Source organism: Telluria sp. GW821-FHT07G12 (assembly GCF_059418525.1).
The window spans coordinates 564570-583896 of record NZ_JBWKQA010000004.1; the positions used below are offsets into that span (position 1 = coordinate 564570).

Annotated in this window: 17 protein-coding genes; 8 read left to right on the forward strand and 9 right to left on the reverse strand. The window is 65.3% G+C overall.

Going from position 1 to position 19327, the window contains the following annotated elements; genetic code table 11:
• The first annotated feature begins 4 nt into the window (after positions 1 to 4).
• On the forward strand, positions 5 to 1003 hold the full coding sequence (locus AC07PE_RS18360) for an FAD binding domain-containing protein (RefSeq protein WP_498767025.1): 999 nt from the start codon (positions 5 to 7) through the stop codon (positions 1001 to 1003).
• Entirely contained in the window at positions 1000 to 3207 is a 2208-nt protein-coding gene (locus AC07PE_RS18365; protein WP_498767027.1) for a xanthine dehydrogenase family protein molybdopterin-binding subunit, read from the forward strand. Before AC07PE_RS18360 ends, AC07PE_RS18365 begins: the two co-directional genes overlap by 4 nt.
• Before the next feature lie 129 nt (positions 3208 to 3336).
• Here the strand turns inward: AC07PE_RS18365 and AC07PE_RS18370 are convergent, their stop codons facing one another.
• The 8 genes from AC07PE_RS18370 to AC07PE_RS18405 all read right to left on the reverse strand — a co-directional run bounded on the left by AC07PE_RS18370 (position 3337) and on the right by AC07PE_RS18405 (position 12780).
• On the reverse strand, positions 3337 to 4827 hold the full coding sequence (locus AC07PE_RS18370) for an efflux transporter outer membrane subunit (protein WP_498767029.1): 1491 nt from the start codon (positions 4825 to 4827) through the stop codon (positions 3337 to 3339).
• Positions 4824 to 5801: an efflux RND transporter periplasmic adaptor subunit gene (locus tag AC07PE_RS18375; RefSeq protein ID WP_498767032.1), complete on the reverse strand. Its 978-nt coding sequence runs from the start codon at positions 5799 to 5801 to the stop codon at positions 4824 to 4826. The genes AC07PE_RS18370 and AC07PE_RS18375 overlap by 4 nt, the downstream gene beginning before the upstream one ends.
• A gap of 7 nt (positions 5802 to 5808) precedes the next feature.
• Entirely contained in the window at positions 5809 to 6015 is a 207-nt protein-coding gene (locus tag AC07PE_RS18380; protein ID WP_498767034.1) for a DUF1656 domain-containing protein, read from the reverse strand.
• Positions 6012 to 8045: an FUSC family protein gene (locus tag AC07PE_RS18385; RefSeq protein WP_498767036.1), complete on the reverse strand. Its 2034-nt coding sequence runs from the start codon at positions 8043 to 8045 to the stop codon at positions 6012 to 6014. Before AC07PE_RS18385 ends, AC07PE_RS18380 begins: the two co-directional genes overlap by 4 nt.
• Positions 8042 to 8494: a MarR family winged helix-turn-helix transcriptional regulator gene (locus AC07PE_RS18390; RefSeq protein ID WP_498767038.1), complete on the reverse strand. Its 453-nt coding sequence runs from the start codon at positions 8492 to 8494 to the stop codon at positions 8042 to 8044. The genes AC07PE_RS18385 and AC07PE_RS18390 overlap by 4 nt, the downstream gene beginning before the upstream one ends.
• A gap of 119 nt (positions 8495 to 8613) precedes the next feature.
• A complete protein-coding gene (locus tag AC07PE_RS18395) occupies positions 8614 to 9237 on the reverse strand; it encodes an HAD hydrolase-like protein (protein WP_498767040.1) in 624 nt (207 codons plus the stop codon).
• Between the two features lie 28 nt (positions 9238 to 9265).
• Positions 9266 to 10381 (reverse strand): glycerophosphodiester phosphodiesterase, encoded by a 1116-nt coding sequence (locus AC07PE_RS18400; RefSeq protein WP_498767042.1) that lies wholly within the window; start codon positions 10379 to 10381, stop codon positions 9266 to 9268.
• On the reverse strand, positions 10378 to 12780 hold the full coding sequence (locus tag AC07PE_RS18405) for a TonB-dependent receptor (RefSeq protein WP_498767044.1): 2403 nt from the start codon (positions 12778 to 12780) through the stop codon (positions 10378 to 10380). Before AC07PE_RS18405 ends, AC07PE_RS18400 begins: the two co-directional genes overlap by 4 nt.
• A 124-nt stretch (positions 12781 to 12904) precedes the next feature.
• On the opposite strand from AC07PE_RS18405, the gene AC07PE_RS18410 reads away from it, so the two are divergent.
• From AC07PE_RS18410 to AC07PE_RS18435, 6 genes are all read left to right on the forward strand, one after another.
• Positions 12905 to 13681 carry a hypothetical protein gene (locus AC07PE_RS18410; protein WP_498767046.1) on the forward strand — a complete coding sequence of 259 codons (777 nt, stop codon included), beginning with the start codon at positions 12905 to 12907 and terminating at the stop codon, positions 13679 to 13681.
• 76 nt (positions 13682 to 13757) lie between these two features.
• Positions 13758 to 14249, forward strand: a complete 492-nt coding sequence (locus AC07PE_RS18415) for an Hcp family type VI secretion system effector (RefSeq protein ID WP_498767048.1) — start codon at positions 13758 to 13760, stop codon at positions 14247 to 14249.
• Positions 14250 to 14263: 14 nt separating this feature from the next.
• The gene (locus tag AC07PE_RS18420) at positions 14264 to 14737 is read left to right on the forward strand and encodes a hypothetical protein (protein ID WP_498767050.1); all 474 of its coding nucleotides are present in this window, start codon (positions 14264 to 14266) and stop codon (positions 14735 to 14737) included.
• Positions 14734 to 15102, forward strand: coding sequence for a hypothetical protein (locus tag AC07PE_RS18425; RefSeq protein ID WP_498767052.1), 369 nt, complete (start codon positions 14734 to 14736; stop codon positions 15100 to 15102). Before AC07PE_RS18420 ends, AC07PE_RS18425 begins: the two co-directional genes overlap by 4 nt.
• Before the next feature lie 179 nt (positions 15103 to 15281).
• Positions 15282 to 16478 carry an extracellular catalytic domain type 2 short-chain-length polyhydroxyalkanoate depolymerase gene (locus AC07PE_RS18430; protein WP_498767054.1) on the forward strand — a complete coding sequence of 399 codons (1197 nt, stop codon included), beginning with the start codon at positions 15282 to 15284 and terminating at the stop codon, positions 16476 to 16478.
• Between the two features lie 177 nt (positions 16479 to 16655).
• Entirely contained in the window at positions 16656 to 17810 is a 1155-nt protein-coding gene (locus AC07PE_RS18435) for an acyltransferase family protein (RefSeq protein ID WP_498767056.1), read from the forward strand.
• Positions 17811 to 17824: 14 nt separating this feature from the next.
• Here the strand turns inward: AC07PE_RS18435 and AC07PE_RS18440 are convergent, their stop codons facing one another.
• Entirely contained in the window at positions 17825 to 19243 is a 1419-nt protein-coding gene (locus tag AC07PE_RS18440) for a TonB C-terminal domain-containing protein (protein ID WP_498767058.1), read from the reverse strand.
• Positions 19244 to 19327: the final 84 nt, after the last annotated feature.

Sequence of the window (19327 nt, forward strand, 5' to 3'; positions counted from 1 at the left end):
GCCTATGCAATCGATCTTCTACGACCGTGCCCGCGACGTGAGCCATGCGATCGAGCTGGCGCGCGAACCCGGTGCAAAATTCATCGGCGGCGGCACCAATCTGCTCGACCTGTATAAAAGCGGTATCGAGAAGCCGGTACGCCTGGTCGACGTCAGCCGCCTTTCCCTCGCTGACATCGACGAGCTGCCGAATGGCGGCCTGCGCATCGGCGCGATGGCGACCAATACCGCGGTCGGCACCGACCCGCTGGTGCGCCAGCGCTACCGCGCGCTGTCCGAAGCCTTGTTGAATGGCGCGACCACTCAGCTGCGCAACATGGCGACCGTGGGCGGCAACCTGCTGCAGCGCACCCGCTGCTATTACTTCACCGACCCCGCTTTCAGCCACTGTAACAAGCGCGATCCGGGCTCCGGCTGCGACGCCCTTGAAGGCCACCAGCGCATCCACGCCATCCTCGGCGCCAGCCCGCATTGCATCGCCACCCACCCGTCGGACATGGCGGTGGCGCTGGCGGCGCTCGACGCGGTCGTGCACCTGCAGGGGCCGGACGGCGAGCGCCAGGTGCCGCTCGTCGATTTCCACCGCCTGCCGGACGACCATCCGCAAATCGACAGCGTGATCCGGCCCGGCGAGCTGATCACCGCGGTGGAGCTCCCGGCTATGGCCTTCGCTCGCAACTCGCACTATTTGAAAGTGCGCGACCGCGCGAGCTATGCGTTCGCGCTGGTATCGGTGGCGGTGGCCGTCGACCTGGACGGCGGCAGCATCCGCGACGTGCGCATTGCGCTGGGCGGCGTGGCCCACAAACCCTGGCGCGCACCGGAGGCGGAAGCGCTGCTGCGCGGCCAGACGCCCAGCGCCGAGCTGCTGGCGCTGGCCGGTACGGCGGTGGTGAGCGGCGCCCGGCCTTACCCGGGAAATGCCTTCAAGGTCCAACTGGCGCAGCGTGCGGTCGTGCGTGCGCTGCAAACGGTGATTCGCAAATCGGGAGGCCAGGTATGAACGGCATCGGCGCATCCATCAACCGAACCGACGCCTGGGCCAAGGTCAGCGGCGCGGCCCACTACACGGCCGAGCACCAGATCGAGGGCTTGACCCATGCCGTGCTGGTCACCAGCACCATCCCCAGCGGCCGCGTGGTCCGCATCGACGACAGCGTGGCGCGCGAGGTCCCCGGCCTGCTGCTGGTGATGACCCCGCAAAACGCCATGCGCCTGCCGAAGGAGAACAAGGACGGCAAGCTGCAGCCGCCCATCGGCCGCCGCCTCACGCTGCTGCAGGAAGATGAGGTCTACTACAACAACCAGCCGATCGCGGTGGTCGTGGCCGACACCTACGAGCACGCGCGCGAGGCCGCGGCCCGTTTGCACATCGAGTACGAGCGCAAGGACGCGGTGCTCGACTTCGAGCAGGCCAAGCAAAAGCTGCATGCGCCCGAAAAGGTGCTGGCCGAAGAGACGGACACGAAACGCGGCGACCTGGCAGACGGCCTGCTGTCTTCCAGCGTGCGCATCGACGAAACCTACACCACGCCGATCGAGAACCACAACCCGCTCGAGACCCACGCGACGATTGCAGAGTGGGATGGCGACAGGCTGACCCTCCACGAATCGACCCAGTACATGAAGGGTGTGCAGCGCATTGTCGCCGCCATCTTCGGCATCCCGCCCGAGAACGTGACCGCGATCTGCCCCTACACCGGCGGCGGCTTCGGCTCGAAGGGTTCGATCTGGTCGCACGGCCCGCTGACGGCGATGGCGGCGAAGATGCTGGGTCGGCCGGTCAAGCTGTCACTGGACCGCAACCAGATGTTCGGCCCGGTGGGCCAGCGCCCCAACACCGAGCAGCGCTACCGCCTGGGCGCGATGGATGACGGTCGCCTGCTGGCGTCCAGCCACGACACCATCGCCTACACCTCGACCATCGAGGACTGGATCGAACCCTGCGGCATCATCTCGCGCATGATGTACGAGAGCCCGAACCAGGAGACCACGCACCGGCTGGCGAGCATGAACCTGGGCACGCCGACCTTCATGCGCGCGCCCGGCGAAGCCAGCGGCTCCTTCGCGCTCGAATCGGCGATGGACGAACTGGCGTATGAATTGAACATGGACCCGCTGGCGCTGCGCCTGAAGAACTACACCGAGAAGGATCCGGGCAAGGACCTGCCGTGGTCGAGCAAGTCGCTGCGCCAGTGCTACGAGATCGGCGCCGAGCGTTTTGGATGGAAGGACCGCAAGCTGCAGCCGCGCTCCATGAAGCAGGGGGACAAGCTGATTGGCTGGGGCATGGCCACCGCCGCCTACCCGACCAACCGCTCGGCGAGCGAGTGCTCGGCCAGCCTGAACCCGGACGGGACGGCGCTGTTCCGCTCCGCCACCCAGGACCTCGGCACCGGCACCTATACCGTGATGACGCAGATTGCCGCGCATGCGATCGGCCTGAAGGTCGAGCAGGTGCGCTTCGAGCTGGGCGATTCGACGATGCCGGAAGCGCCGGTGTCCGGCGGCTCGACCACGGTGGCCAGCGTCGGCCCGGCGGTGGAGGCGGCCGGCCATGCGCTGCGCCTGAAGCTGATCGGGATTGCCGCAGCCGCCGAGGGCTCGCCCCTGTTCGGCGCCACGGCGGAGCAGGTCGGCGTCGAGAACGGCGAGTTGTATCTGCTGGACCAGCCGGCGCGGCGCGAAACCATGGCGGCGATCGTCGCGCGCCACGGTGCGCCGGTCGAGGTGAAGGCCAAGGCCGAACCGGGCGATGAAAAGAAAAAATACTCGATGCATGCCTTCGGCGCCGTGTTCGTCGAGGTGAGCGTCGACGAAGACCTGGGCGAGATCCGCGTGCCGCGCGTGGTCGGCGTCTACGGCGTCGGCAAGCTGATGAACGCGAAGACCGGCTACAGCCAGCTGATGGGCGGCATCGTCTGGGGCATCGGTCTGGCGATGTTCGAGGAAACCGTCATCGACAAGCGCAACGGCCGCGCGGTGAACGGCAACCTGGCCGAGTACCACGTGCCGGTGAATGCGGATATCCAGGGGATCGACGTGCAGATCGTCGATGAGGACGATCCGCATGTGAACCCGCTGGGAGCGAAGGGGATAGGCGAGATCGGGATCACCGGCGTGGGGGCGGCGATCGCGAATGCCGTGTTTCACGCCACGGGCAAGCGGGTGCGGGATTTGCCGGTGACCCTGGATAAAGTGATGTAGGCCCGCATCTCCAAAACGTCATTCCCGCGCAGGCGGGAATCCATGCTGAGTTAGCAGGCCTGCGGCGCCATGCTTCCACTGCTCATATTCAGCATGGGTTCCCGCTTTGGCGGGAACGACGGGCGAGCGTTAGTGGTGAGTGGTGGCCGCCTGGTGCGCAACGGCTTTCTGCGCCCCCTCGCCATGCCTGGCGTGGGTATTCTCCCAACCCCCGCCTAGCGCCAGGAACAGCTGCACCTGATCCGCCGCCAGCTGCGCATCCGAGGCCGCCAGCAGATTCTCCGCCGTCGCCAGCGTACGATCCGCATCCAGCGCGGCCAGGAAGTCGGTACGCCCGAACTGGTACAGCTTGCCGGTCTGCCGGGCCGCCAGCGCGCTCTGGTCGCGCGCCGCGCGCAGCATCGCGTTGCGGTCGAGTTCACGCGCATATACCGTCAGTGCCGATTCCGTCTCGCGCAGCGCATTCAGCACCACCGAGTCGAAGCGTGCCAGGGCACCGGAAGTGGAAGCATTGGCCTGGGCGATGTGCACGCGCGCCGAGCTGGTCGACGGCAGGTTCCAGGAGATCAGCGGGCCGAGCGTGAACTTCCAGGTGTTCGCCTCGCCAAAGTGGTCCGTGAAGCCGACGCCGCCGAAGGACGCGCCCAGCGTGATGTTCGGGTACAGCTCGGCGGTGGCAACGCCGATGCGCGCGGTGGCGCCGGCCAGCAGACGCTCGGCCTGGCGCACGTCCGGGCGGCGGCGCAGCAGCGCGGCGCCGTCGCCGACCGGAATCGCGCTGGCGATGCGCGGCGGGGTCGTGCACTTTGCCACCTCGGCCGGGAAGGCGCTCGGGACCTCGCCGGTCAGCACCGCCAGGTGGTACAGGGCGGTGCGCTGGCGCGCCATCAGCGGCGGCAGGTTGGCGCGCAGCTGGTCGAGCTGAGCGTTGGCGCGGCTGTTGTCGATGGCGATGCCGCGGCCGCGCTGCATGCGCTCCGCAGTCAATTTGACGAACTTCTGCTGCAGGTCCACCGACTGCTGCGCGACCTTCAGCTGGTAGCCGGCCGAGCAGGCTTCCGCATAGGCGCGGGTGGTGTCGGCGGCGACCATCACGTGGGCCAGGTCGGCCGCCGCCTGTGCGGCTTCCTGGTCGGCCTCGGCGGCTTCGATGGCGCGGCGGATGCGGCCGAACATGTCGAGCTGGTAGGCCACCTTGATGTCGCCGTCGTAGATGCCGGTGCGCGGCAGCTGCTCGGGCAGGCCGATCGAGGCGCCGGCGATGCGGCCGTATAGTGGCGCGGCGGCCATCTCGACTTCCGGACGCTTCTTCTCTTCGACTTCTTCCAGTACCGCGTGCGTGCGCTCCAGGTTGGCGGCGGCGATTCGCAGGTCGGCGTTGGCGGCAAAGGCTTTCGTCACCAGTTTGTCGAGCACCGGGTCCTGGTACAGGCGCCACCAGTCGGCGGGCAGCGGCTCCGATTTGTAAGGCTGCTCGGCCGCGCCCATGAAGGGAGCGTTGGCGGCCTCGCGCTTGACCACGGCCTCTTTCGGCACGTGGTAGTCGGGACCGACGGTCGTGCAGGCGGCCAGCGCGCTTGCCAGCACCGTCAGCGTCAGGGTTTTATAGGCAGGCTTCATGATCGTTTTCCGTTTGCCGGCACGCCGGCGACCGCCTTGGCGGCAGGAGCGACGGGGGCGGCAGGAGCGGCAGGAGCGGCAGCAGGAGCGGCGGGAGCAGGCTGCGCCGCCGCAGGCAGGACTTTCACGGTCGCGGTCTGGCCGGCCACCAGGCGCACGCTGGCCGGCAGCGGGTCGAGGGCGATGCGCACCGGGATGCGCTGCGCCAGGCGGACCCAGTTGAAGGTCGGGTTCACGTTCGGCAGCATGTTGGCGCCGGTACTGCGGTCGCGGTCGGCGATGCCTTCCGCAAAACTCTCGACGCGGCCGGCGAGCGCCTGGCGCGTGCCCATCAGGGTCACTTCGACCTTGTCGCCGACCTGGATGCCGGGCAGCTTGGTCTCTTCGAAATAGCCTTCGACATAGAAGGTGTTGCGGTCGACCAGGGCCATCACCGGGTGGGCCGCGGTCGCGTAGGCGCCTTCGCGCAGGTCGAGGTTGGTGACGATGCCGTCCACCGCCGACACCACGTGCGAGCGTTCCAGGTTCAGCTTCGCGGTGTCGCGGTTGACTTCGGCCTGGGCCAGGGCGGCGCGCGCCTGGTCGGTGCGGGTCTGGCCCTGCTCGCGGGTCTCTTGCGAGACCAGGTCGTCGAGCTGGGTGTTACGCTTGTTCTCGCGCTGCGCCTGGGCCAGTGCGGCCTGGGCGGCGATCACCTGCGCTTCGGCCTGGCGCAGGGCAAGTTCGAAGCGCGCGCGGTCGATCTCGAACAGCGGCGCGCCGGCGGCCACGTGCTGGTTGTCGTGCACATAGACCTTGGTGACCTGGCCGGTGACGTCCGGCGCCACCTGCACCACGTAGGCCTTCACGCGGCCGTCGCGGGTCCAGGGCTCGACCTCGTAGTGGCGCCACATCTGCCAGCCCGCATAGACTGCGCCGGCGGCGAACGCCAGGGTGATACCCATCCGGCCAATCGCCGGTAACGAAATTTTCATAGCCATCTCAGGACCAGTTGCGTGTGAAATAAGTCAGCGCGCCGAGCACGATGACGAACAGGGAAAAATCGAACAGCGCCGGGTGCCACACCAGGCGGTAGAAACTGGTCCGTGCCAGGACCAGGTTGAGCAGCTTCGATACCACCAGCGCCGCCAGCGTGAGCAGCAGGAGCGGAGGAACGTAGAGGCCGTAGATGCTGACTTCGCCGATCATCGGATCTCCATAGTAAAGGGGGCGGCCTGCGGGAACAGGTCGCGGCGCATGCCGGTGAGCGCGGCCAGCGCCTCGGTTTGCGATGCGTCGCGGGCGCCGGCGCAAATCGCGCGCAGGGCGTTGTCGAGGGTGCCGAGCAGGCGCGATTCGCAATCCTGGTCGACGCCCGGGCGCAGCGCGAAATGGCGCGACAGCTGCGCCATCAGAGGCTTGACCGCCGCCTCGCCGCGGCCCAACTGGCTGCGCACGTCCTGCAGGATGGTCATGTTCAGGCCGATGCGCAGGTCGCGCAATGCGTCGACCGCCTGCAGGTCCTGCTTCGCGCCGGCCAAGGCCAGGCGCGGCGTCAGCAAGCCGACGCGGTCGACCATGCGCGCCGAGAATTCGGCCAGCGAGGTCACGCGTTCGCCGCTGCCCAGGCGCGCCAGCTCGCTCCAGCCGGCCTTCAGCAGGCGGCGCGCAGTCCAGCCGGCGCCCACGCGGCGCAGCACGCCGGTGGTCACGGCCGCGGCGACCAGCCCAAGCACCTGGGCCAGCGTGCCGTTGGTGAAGGACACGATGTCGCCGTTGTTGGTGTCGAGCAGGGCCAGGGTGCCGCACAGGCCGAACAGCCAGGGCATGGCGCGCCCGAAGGTGGACGGCCGCGCGATCCAGACGCCCACCAGCAGGAAGGTCGGCGCGCACACCAGCGCCAGCATCTCGAAGCTGTGGATGGCCGGCAGGATGCCGAGGATATACAGGGCCGAGACCGGAATCGAATAAACCGTATACACCAGGAAGCCCTTGATGAAGGGGACCGGGTCGTCCTGGGTCGAGAAGAAGCAGCACAGCACCGCCGCCATCATCGGCGCCGCGGCGCCGGACGGCCAGCCGGTCAGGATCCAGAACGCGCAGCAGGCCAGCGTGGCGACGACGGCGGCGAACGCCGACAGCAGCGCCATGCCGCGGTCCTGGTGCAGCGCGCTGGGCGGCACGCCCGGCAGGCGGCGCACCGCCTCCGGCAGCTTGCCGTGCACGCCGGCGTCGATGTGCTGGCGCAGCGTGCGGGTCTCGACGCAGAGCTCGACCAGCCGGTGCAGGCGCGCCGCCAGGTTCAGTTCGATCAGGCCGCTCCAGCCCAGTGCGCGGCTGGCCACGGGCGCCAGCTCGTCGATACGCGCATGCAGTGCGCGGCCGGACGCATCCAGCGCGGTGTCCTTCGGCGTATCGACCAGCGCGGTGACGTCATGCAGCAGGACGCTCCAGCGGCTCGAGGATTCGGTCGCGCCCATCTCGCGCAGTGCCGTCAGGCGGTCTTCGATGCCCGAGACCACCGGCACGAACTGCGCCAGGCGTTCCTGCAGGGCGTTGACGGCCTTCTCGGTCCAGCGCAGGTGCGAGGTGTCGAAGGGCAGGTGGGTGCTCATCACGCGCAGCTCGGTGATGTCGCCGGCCAGCTTGCGGCGCTCAAGCGCCGAGCGGGTATCGCCGGCCGGATTCAAGGCGTCGCGGATCCAGTGCTGGGCGTCCTGCACTGCACCGTCGAGGCGCGCCAGCAGCACCGGGCCGAAAGGCTGCGGCAGCACCAGGCTGTGGATCACGGTGGCGCAGGTCATGCCGAGCGTGATCTCCTCGACGCGCGCGAGGGCGATGTCGAAGATGGCGCCGGGCTCGCCGACCGCAGGAAAGGCGATCAGGCCGGCCGTGTACCCGGCCAGCATCAGCAGGTAGGAGCGCGGGGTGCGGTCGAGCAGCGAGAAGTACAGGCAGCCGCCGATCCACAGCGCCAGCGCGAGCGACAGCAGCTCGGGCGAATTGGCCAGCCGCGGCACCACGAAGGTGACGGCGATGGCGCCCAGCAGCGTGCCGCCCGCGCGGTAGAAACCCTTGGAGCGGGTCGGACCGGCGAAGGGCGCGCTGACGATATAGGCGGTCATCATCGCCCAGAAAGGTCGCAGCAGTCCGATGCGCATCGAGATGTACACCGCAAGCATCGCTGCCGCGAAAGACTTCACGGAGAACAGGATCTCCGCCTTGCTGGCCAACTTCATTCGTTGGCCATGCTCGCGATCACGTCGGGCAGGCCGGCCAGCACGCGCAAGCAGGCTTCGACGTCGCTTGGGTCGAAGGCGCCGAACAATTTGCGGCGGAAGGGGCGCAGCGCCGAGTCCATCAGGTCGGCGGTTTTCTGGCCCTCCTCGGTCAGGCGCAGGATCTTGGCGCGGCGGTCGTTCGGGTCTTCGTGGCGCTCCAGCAGGCCGGATTCGAGCAGATGGTCGACCACGCGCACCAGCGACGAGGGTTCCATGCTGAGCGTCTCGGCCAGCACGCCCGGGCGCACGCCGTTTTCGCCGAAGCGGCTGATGACCAGCACCGGCAGGCCGGTTGCCTGCGACAGGCCGTAATCGGCCGCGACCTTGTCGGCGGCGGCACGGTAGACGCGCGAAGAGAGGGTGAGGGCGGCGGTGAGACTGCTCAGGGTCTGGTCCGATAGGCGCATGTTTTAGTTCGCGTAAATACCTTTTGAATGCTAAAGTTTAGCATGCGAAGTATTTTGCGGCAAGTAGGGTGGGCTCTCCGAGCCCACGCGGATACACACGTGGGCACGTGGTGCCCACCCTACGCTATTCGGTGCAGATCCTGCGGAGTGGTGAATTCGTCGGCGCAGCCGTGCTTGCGCAGCGCTTCGATGGTGGCATAGCCCCAGTGCACGGCGCCGAATGCGACGCCTGCCTTGCGCGAGGCGTCCGCATCCGTCCCCTGGTCGCCGATGTAGATGGCATCGCCCGCTGCGACGCCGCAGCGCTTCAGCACCGCCCGGATGCGGCTGGCCTTGCCGAAGACCGACATGCCGCAGTCGAACTGCGCCACCAGCGCCGCGAGCTCCGGCCCCAGCACCGTGCGCACGTTGTGCTCGGAGTTCGAGGACACCACCGTGAGCAGCACGCCCTGCGCATGCAGGAAGCGCAAGGCCTCGGCGATGCCGTCGAAGAGCGCGATGGCGCCGGCATTCTCCTTCATCATCGCCATGAAGGTATGGGACGCCGCCGGCAGCTTCCAGGCCGGCATGCCGACGTGCTCCATCATCTGCCGCACGCCGTAGTGGCGCAGCTCGCCGGCCCTGGCCGTGTCGATGCGCCTGAAACCATGGCGGTCGGCGATGGTATTGAAGACGCTGAGGAAGAAGGGGAAGGAGTCGGCCAGGGTGCCGTCGAAGTCGAAGATGGCGAGTCGGTAGCGCATGGGCGCCATCTTCGCACAGTACGCGCCCTCAGGCGTTGATCGCAGCCCGCGCCAGCGCCGGATCGTCGGAAAACAGCCCGTCGATGCCGGTCTCCAGATAGCGCCACATCTCGGCGATCGATCCTTCCTCGTTGCGCGCGTTCGGGCCGTCGGCGTTGCGGAAGTCGGCGGCCAGGAAGGCATTCTCGGGCCGGAAGGTCCAGACCACCACCTGCAGCCCGGCAGCGTGGGCGTCCGCCACCAGGTCGGTCGGCTTCAGCAGGCGCTCGTCCGCGCCGAGCGGGATCACGGCGCGCGTGATAGGCGCCACCACGTCGGCATACTGCGCCATCTCGCGCAGGCCGCGCTTCGACACCATCTCGCCATAGGTGAGCGAGCCGCCGGCGATGGCCACGTCGGCCGGGCGCACCGCATCGTACTTGCCGCCCGCGACCACCAGCTGCGCCAGCTGCACATTGGCCGGCTTGCCCAGCGTTTTGCGCAGCTGCTTCAGGTTGGCGGTCTCGAAGGATTGCACGGTCACCGGCGCGCGCCGCGTGTACGCGTGCGCCTGCAGGGTCGCCACGAAACGCTCTTCCAGCGGCAGGCCGGCGGCGCGGAACCAGGTCGAGTGCTTCAGTTCCGGGATCAGGCCGATGATACGGCCGCGCGCCGCCGATTCCGCCGCGACGAAGTCGATGATCTCTTCGAAGCTGACCACCTGGAACTGGCCGTCGTGGCTGGTGCCGCGCATCTTCGGCAGGCGCTCGACCGCACGCAGGGTCTTCAGCTCGGCCAGCGTGAAGTCGGAGACGAACCAGCCCTCGTGCGCTTCGCCGTCGATCACCTTGCGGGTCTTGCGGGACGCGAACTCTGCGCGGGTAGCGATGTCGGTGGTGTCCGTGATCGCGTTCTCGTGGCGCGCGATCAGGATGCCGTCGCGTGTAGCCACCAGGTCCGGCTCGACGAAGTCGGCGCCGTCCTGGATCGCCTTCGCATAGGAGGCCAGCGTGTGCTCGGGGCGCAGGGCGCTGGCGCCGCGGTGGGCGTACAGCGTCGCCCTGGCCTTGGGATCGAGGCGCTGCGTTTGCGCCAGCGCGAGGCTGGGCAGGCCGGCCAGTGCCAGCGCCGCGGCGCTGCCTTTCAAGAACTGGCGACGCATCATATATCTGCCTTCAAGGTGACGAAGCCCATGCGCGGCGGGATCGGGTAAGTGGCGTAGCTGCCGCTCGGCTGGCCGACCACCGGCTGCAGCGGGCCTTCGCGGTTCAGCAGGTTGGTGGCGCTGACGGTCCAGCGCACGTTCTTGAGGAAGCCGGTCGACAGCGGTACTTTACCCGAGACGTTCAGGCCGAGCAGGAAGTAGACCGGGATGCCGAGGTCATTGGTATAGGTCGCGAAGCGCTTGCCGACGTAATCGCCGCTCAGCTGCACTTCGAGATCGCCGCCCGGTTTCAGGGTCGCGACGAACTTGTTCATCCACTCCGGTGTGTTCGGCACGATCTTGCCGGCGGTCGGGATCAGGGTCGTGCCCGAAAAATAGCTGTCCTGGTATTTGGAGCGGTTGTACGACAGCGCATCGTAGAACGAGAATGCGCGGCCGAAGTGGAAGGTGCCCGCCAGGTCGACACCGTCGGTTTTGACGCTGCCGACGTTCGACAGGATGGTGGTGCCGCCGGCGAAGGAAGTGATGATGGGGTTCGAGCTGATCGCCAGCTGGCGGTCGCGGAAGGTCACGTGGTACAGCGCGACCTGGCCGTCGAAGGCGGTGAGCGGACCCAGGTCCAGGTTGCGCGAATCGCGCAGGCCCAGCTCATAGGTGACCGAGGTCTCGGGCTTGGCGGTGGCCTTGAAGTAGTCGAAGGCCGCCTGCGAGGACAGGCTCCACGGCGAATTGCCGCCGCCGCCGTAGGTCATGAACTGGCGCAGGTTCTTCTGGATGTTGGCGAACACCTGGTCGGACTTGCTGACGTCCCAGCGCGCGCCCAGCTGCGGCAGGAACCATTTTTTGGTATCGATATCGCCTTGCGGCAGGCCGCCGGTAGCGGTGGCGCTGATCGCGGCCGGCAGGGTATTCACCGGGAAGCGGCCCTTGGCAAACTGCAGGCTGGACTTGAAGCCGCCCTGCAGCACGAAGCTGGGCATGAGCTGCCATTCGTCCTGCAAATGCAGCTGCACGACCTTGTTGTCGATGTCGCTGCCGTACTGCGTGATCAGCGGATTGCTGGGGCGCGTGTAGGGGCTGCTCGGGTTGTTCACGTCCAGCGCGTACCAGCGGCGGTAGGCGCCCGAGTTGTTGTGCTCGAACCAGAGGCCGGCCTGGATGCGGTGTCCGTCCAGCTCCCAGCGCAGGTTCGACAGCCAGCCCTGGCGGTTGATCTTGTATTCGGTGGTGCGGGTCGCATAGCCCGAGCCGCCGAACACCGCCTTCAGGTCCTGGTTCGGGAAGTAGACCTTGAACAGGTTGGGCAGGCCGGCCTGGTTGATCGGGCCGGCCACCACGCCGACGCCGTCGTTGTGGTGGAAGTAGTACTGGTTAGTCCAGGTAAGGCTGTCGGTGAGGTAGGCCTCGTACTTGGCGTAGGCCAGCTTGTCGGTGCGCTGGGCGTCGCTGTAGTAGTTGCGGAAGTTCGCACCCACGGACGCGGGCGGCGCACCATTCTTGTCCAGGTAGGCCAGGGCCGCGGCGAAGTCCGGGTACAGGAAAGGCCGCGTGTAGGGCGAATTCAGGCCGGCCTGGTGCAGGCTCGAGTCTTCGTTCGGCTCGGTCTTGTCGGACCAGTCGGCAAACAGGGTCAGCTTGCCGGCATCGCCTTGATGGACGAACTTGGCGTTGACCTGGTCGTTGGACTGGCGGCCGTTGAAGTCCCAGGCCTTGGCTTCGTGGTGCAGGCCGGAGATGTAGAAGCTGTTGCCGCCGCCGATATCGCCGGTGTCGAAGCGCAGGAAGGTTCGGGTAGCCTTGTAGCTGCCCAGGGTCTCTTGCAGGTTGATGTTGCGCTGAGCGAGCGGATCGCTCGAATAGGTCTCGATGGTGCCGCCCAGGTTATTCGTCGACGGCGTGCCGAGGTCGCCCGCGCCGGTGGCCAGCACCACGCTTCTGACGTTCTCGCTGGTGAGCGCGCGCTGCGGCGCCAGGCCGTTGTAGTTGCCGTAGCTCTGGTCGCCGAGCGGCACGCCATCCATCGTGAAGCCCATCTGCTGGGCGTTGAAGCCATGGACGAACAGCGACAGATTCTGCTCGTTGTTCCCCCACGGGTCCGCGGTCTGGAAGCTCACGCCCGGCAGCGCCTGCAGCGCCTTCAGCGGGTTCATGCCCGGCAGGACCTTCTGGATCTCGATGCCCGACATCGCTACCGAGGAGCGGGTCTTGCGGGTCGAAATCTGCACGGTGGGGACGACGCCGGCCGGCGTGGTGTCCTGGATGACGGGAGCGGCCGGCGCATCGGCTGCGGTAGCGGCGGCTGGCGTGTCTTCGGCCGGGGCGGCGTGGGCGAGCGAGGTGCAGATCGCGGCGACGGCAAGAGCGATCAGGGTGGGACGCAATACGGTGGTCGGGTTCATCGTTGGGCTAAGGTCCGGAAGGTTCAAAATGGTCCGCAGATTAGCTTTTCAACATGACTGCCTGATTACCATTACATGACGATTCGATTACCATGGCGGCTCTCGTCCCATCGCAAAGCCCGCCGTGACCACCGTCCTCCTGTTGAAGCTGTGCCTCGTTCCTTCCCTGATCTACCTCGTGACCCTGATCGGCCGCCGCTGGGGCCCGAATGCGGCCGGCTGGTTTTCCGCGCTGCCCATCGTCGCCGGGCCGATCCTGCTGACGATGGCGATCGAACAGGGCACCAGCTTCGTGGCGACGGCCGCCGCGCATACCCTGATTGCCGTGATCGCGGTGCTGGTGTTCTGCATTGCGTATGCGTGGGCGTCGGGACGCTGTGGCGTGGCTGGATCTCTGTGCGCATCGCTGCTTGCGTATGCCGCGGCGGTGGCCGGCCTGCAGCTGATCGAGCTGCCGCTGCTGCCTGGCTTCGCACTGGTGCTCGCTGTGCTGGCGCTGGCGCCGCGGCTGTTCCCGCGCATGTCCGGTTCGGGAGCGCGCAGCGCGGCGCAAGCCAATGACCTGCCGCTGCGGATGCTGGCCGGCGCGCTTCTGAGTTTTACGGTGACCTGGGCCGCCGCCGGCATCGGCCCGCGCCTGAGCGGCTTCTTCGCGATGTTCCCGGTGATGGGCACGATCCTGGTCGGCTTCTCGCACGCGGCATCGGGACGCGAATATGCGGTGAACATCCTGCTCGGCATGGCGCGTGGGTATTACGCGTTCGCGACTTTTTGCGTGGTGCTGTCGCTGATGCTGCGCGGGCAGCCGATTGCGCTGGCGTTCTGCGTTGCGGCTGGGGCGGCGCTGGTGGTGCAGTTGTTGAGCAAGCAGGGGATGACGCTGTCCTTGAAGCGAACATAGCCATTGATGAAGCGCATGACTTGCCTGATGCGTTCGGGGGAATACTTCAGCTTTCCCTCGTTTCGGAGACACGTTCATGGCAATCGACGCTTACCTGCAAATCGACGGTATCAAAGGCGAATCACAGGACTCGGCTCACCAAGGCTGGATTGAACTGATTTCGGCAGAGTGGGGCGTGCTGCAGCCCAAATCGGCAACAGCGTCGACCGCTGGCGGCCATACTGCCGAGCGCTGCGAACACCGCAGCATTTCGATATCCAAGCTGGCAGACCTGTCCTCGCCACTTTTGATGCAGCTTTGTTCGTCTGGTAAAACGATTCCGAAGGCCAAGCTCGAGTTAATGCGTGCCGACGCCGACGGCAAACCGATCAAGTATTACGAGGTCGAACTTGAAAACGTGCTGATCGGCGGGATTCACCAGGCTGTGCATGACGGGAGCATTCTTCAGGACTCCGTTTCTCTTAAGTTCTCGAAGGTCAAATGGAAATACACCCAACAGAAGATTGGTGGCGGCGCTGGCGGAAATACGACCGGTGGCTGGGACCTGGCGACCAACCGCATTGCGTGAACAGGGGGCCGGTCATGCTCGAAGTTCAACCGAAGGATTCCCGCGGCTACTTCATGCTGCCGCAAGCACCCGAAGATGCCGGCTACTACGTGTACGGAACGCCAGAGCAGGGAGCTGGACAATACGTCCACCCTGCACTCATGACGGTTATTTTTTTCGTAGAGCGCGAGTGGCAGGCGATTGACCGGCGGAAGTTTGGTATAGGGAATATTAGTCTGTCAGGAGGCGGGAAGTTCAAGCCTCACGATACTCACAAGAATGGTCTTCAGGTCGATGTGCGTCCGTTGCGGAAGGACGGCGCACATGTTCGGGTCGATTATTTTCAGGCGGGCTATGACAAGGAAGCCACGGCGCGGCTTATTGGTCTTTTCCGTGCTCATCCGGCAGTCACGAAAGTGTATTTCAATGATCTGAGCATTCCCGGAGTGCAAGCTTTGAAGGACCACGATAATCACTTTCACGTAGCAATCCGAGCGAGCGTGACATGAAGAAGACTCTGGCAATCATCGGCGCAACTGTAATGCTATCGGCATACGCATCGGAACAGGTTCGGCGGCCAGCACCATATCGGCAGTTCAAGGGCGACTACACCATATATTCTGGCGATCTGGACGATCAGCAGGCACCTACCGGAAACGACCGCAAGCTTTCCTTCATCATCGAGGGACAAGCCGCAAAAGACATCTTCAATGCGATGCCGCCCGACGACAAGCAGACTTGCAGCGGAGAGAAGGGCGCACGCAGCCGCAGCAAGGAAAACGTCTGGTGTACGTTCAACCCCGGGGCAGGGTACACGTGTTATTTCGGCTTCGATTTAAAAACTGGTAAAAGCATCGCCGGCGGTATTTGTTGAAGCGGCAGCCAGGATTCCTGGCTGCTCCTTTTTGCACAGTCTGTTCATCACGCACGCACACCCCTTTCCACTTGAATACCTAGCAAGCTCAACTATTCTGATCCGGTCAGTCCGCAGAGATTGACGCGAACATAAAACAACGATCGGAGACTGAATATATGAAAGCTCGAACCGGAGCCATGGCGAAAGCATTCGCCGCGGCCTGCATAGGCTTGCTCAGCGCAAGCGCCTTCGGGGCGGTCATCGCCCTCCCCAAATACAACGTCAGCGTGAACGACGTATCCGTCTCCGGATTCTCGTCCGGCGCCCACATGGCGGTGCAGATGCATTTCGCCTATTCGAAGACGGTGAAAAAGGGCGCGGGCATCGTTGCCGGCGGCCCGATGTACTGCTCGCAGGGGAATGCCGCTATATCGGTGGGGCCGTGCATGGCGAATACCGGCTCACGCAATCTGCCTTACCTGATGTCGGTGGTGAATACCTGGTCGGGCAACGGCTATATCGACCCGACCAGCAATATGGCCGCGTCCAAGGTCTACCTGTTTTCCGGGACCATCGATTCCACCGTGCGCCAGCCGGTCATGGATGACCTGAAGACGATGTACGCGAATTACCTGCCGGCCGCGAATATCGTCTACAAGAATAATCTGGCGGCCGAACACTCGATGCCGACCGATTTCTTCGGCAATGGCTGCGCCATCAATGGCAGCCCCTACGTCAACAACTGCAATTTCGATACCGCCGGCGAAATCCTGAAACAGCTGTATGGCCCGCTGAACGCGAAGAACGCCGGCACCCTGACGGGCAGCTTCATCAATTTCGACCAGGCCGCGTTCTGGGGCAATCACAATCCGAATTTCTACAGCATGGCCAGCAGCGGCTATGCCTATGTGCCGGCGGCCTGTTCTTCGGGCCAGGCTTGCAAGCTGCACGTGGCTTTCCACGGCTGCCTGCAGAGCGCCTCCGTGGTCGGCACGGCCTATTACCAGAATGCCGGCTATAACCGCTGGGCCGATACCAACAATATGATCGTGCTGTACCCGCAGACCATCGTCACCTCGAACAATCCGGGTGGATGCTGGGACTGGTGGGGTTACGAGGACGTGAATTTCCCGGCCAAGAGCGGCGGGCAGATGGTCGCCATCAAGACCATGATCGACAAGATCGTCAGCGGTAATACGGCCGCGCCTTTCACCTGTACCAGCTGGTATGCCAGCAATTATTCGCACGTCGCCAATGGCCGCGCCTATATCGGTTCGGACGGCCAGGTGTATGCCGTGAATTCGAACCAGTATCTCGGCTATTACCTGACCACGGCTTATACGGATGTGCGGCGTACCTCGGCGGGGTATTACGCCTACGGCACCTGTTCCTGAGCGGGATATCGCAAAACGCCGAAATTGCCAGGCAATGGATGTGTATTGATGGAAGTTACTGAATGTAACGGGTGGGCATAAAGGCTGAGCGTCCGTTATGATGCGCGCGTTCGGCAATATCGACGGCAGTGCGTTGCTCGATGAGAGTCGGGCAATGCATTGTTGAGGATATTGCTGATGTCGGTAAATAAGGGAAGCACACAATTTGGCCTGATTAATCTGCTCAAGGCGGGCGCCGCGCAGCTGATCGTCCTGCATCATCTGGCCTTCTATGGACCGATGGCAGACCAGGCGCGGCCGCTGATGCCGGCGCTGATAGCCTGGCTCGACGAATACGGGCGCATCGCGGTGCAGGTATTCCTCGTCGTCGGCGGCTTCCTGGCCGCAAAGTCTCTTTCTCCGCAAGCGCGTCCAGATATCGCCCATCCCGGCGCCACGATCTGGCGCCGCTATATCCGGCTGGCGCTGCCCTTCATGGCCGCGATGCTGCTGGCGATCGGCGCTTCCGCCGTAGCGAGCCACTGGATGGATCACGATTCGATCTCGGCGCCGCCCACGCTGTCGCAGCTGAGCGCACACCTGCTGCTGATGCATGACGTGCTGGGTTATGAAGCCCTGTCGGCCGGCGCCTGGTATGTGGCGATCGATTTCCAGCTGTATGCGCTGGTGACCCTGCTGCTGTGGGGCGTGGGCCGGATCGCTGGGGCGCGCGCCCGCGCCTGGATCGTGCCGGCGGTGGTCGCGCTGGGCGTCAGCATCTCCCTGTTGTACTTTAATCGCGATGCCGGCTGGGACGTGTGGGCGCCGTATTTCTTCGGCAGCTACGGACTTGGCATGCTGGCCTGGTGGGCCGGCGATCCGGCGCGCAAACCGGGCGAGGTGGCGCTGCTGCTGGCGATGACGGTGCTGCCGACCCTGGTGGCGCTGAATCTCGAATTCCGCAGCCGGATCGCGGTGGCGCTGGTGGTCGCCTGCCTGCTGTTCCTGTTCGGCCGCGTCAAGCTGGCCGATGTCCGCAGCCAGGGCTGGGCGTTGGTGAACCGGATGGCGACGATGTCGTTTTCGGTCTTTCTCGTGCACTTCCCGGTGTGCCTGGTGGTGAATGCCGGCTTTACCCGCTTCGTATCGGACCAGCCGCACGAGCAGGCATTCGGGATGCTGGTTGCGTGGCTTGCCAGCCTGGCTGCCGGCGCCGCTTTTTATCGCTGGGTGGAAGCGCCGCTGGGCCGGACGCTGGCGGGTGCGAAGCGCCCTTCGACGCCTCGTCCATTCATGGTCGGCCAAGCGCACATGCAAAGCCGGGCAATCGCCAAGCTGCGGGCATATCGATAATCCTTGCGGATGCTTTATTCCAGGCGGACGGCGACGTCGAATATCCAGGTGCGGCGGATTTCGATCACATCGTACTGACGCGCCAAGGCAGGCGGGAATGCGCCATAGGGCGCCTGGCTGGCGATGATTTTTCGTATCGCATCATCGATGGCGGCGACGCCGCTCGAGGTCACGAAGCTCACTTTTTCAACGGTGCCGTCCGACCGCACGGCGATCGTCACCGTCGGGCGATTGTGCGGCTGCTTGATGACATCGCGGATCATCTCGAAGGTCATGTTCTTTTCGATCTTCCGGCTGATCGTCTCCGCATACAAAACCAGATCGGCATTTTGATCGGCGCGGCCGAAGAGCCAGCCGCGGCGCAGGGCGCTTGCCGAGGGTAGCGGAGCGCGGGCTGCCGCATCGCGCTGGGCCGCTTCCTGATTCAGCTGTCTGCCGATCGCTTTGAGGCGCTCCTCGCGTTCGGCCTCATACCTGGCCTTCTCGCGCAGGGCCAGCTCGCGCTTTGCCTGCTCCTGCTTTGCTGCTTCCTGCCGTGCGGCGTCGGCGGCGCGTTCCTGTTCCTGCTTTTCCGCAGCCTGACGTGCCTTGTCGGCCTGCCTGGCCTGCTCTTGACGCACTGCTTCCTGGCGCTGCGCTTCCAGCTGCGCCTGTTTTGCCTGTTCTTCCCGCACTGCCTCCTGGCGGACGCGTTCCTGGCGCTGCAGTTCCAACTGCGCCTGCCTGGCCTGTTCTCGCTGGATGGCCTCGTTGCGTGCAGCTTCCTGCCGAAGGGCCTCGGCTTTTTCCTGTTCCTGCCGGGCGGCGGCCAGTCGGGCAGCCTCGTCCCTTGCGGCTTGCTCGGCTCGGGCGGTCTCCGCGCGGAGCAGCTCCTGGCGCGTTGCTTCACGTTGTGCGGCGGCCATCAACTCGACCCGCTTCAGATTTTCTGCGAGCTGCGTTTCGCGTTCGACGCCCGCCTGGTCCAGTGTCGCGCGGTCATGGGTCGCCTGGTTGAGCACGGGCTGGTCGACATCGCGGGTCGTGCTTTGGCTGGGCGTGTCGTTGAGGTGGGTCGGTGAGCGTTGCGCCACAGGGGCGATCGGTAGCGATGCGACGGCTTGCTTAACCGCGGTCACGACTGGCTCGACGGCAGATGCCGGCGCCGTGGCCGCTGCCGGCTTGGGCATGGGCGATGGCGTCGCAACGGGGGAAATCGACACGGACGATGCCATGCTGCCAATCGTGGAGACGTCCTCCGGGGCGAGCACGGGATTGGCTTCCTTGGCCGGCGGCGTCGGCAAAGAGCGGAGCATGATCTGGAGCTCATCGGCACCGAGCCGCCTTTGTTTCCACGGCAGTTTGAAGCCGGGTAAGCCGAAGCTCTGGCCCCCCAATGTAACGCTGAGCAATAAGGCGTGAAGCAGCACGGCGACCAGCAAGGCCGTGCTCATCCGCCGTTGATCGCTTTGTATGAAAAGGCCGTGAAGGCGGCCGCTGCTGGCTGTCGGAAACATGAAAATAGACTATCACAGCAG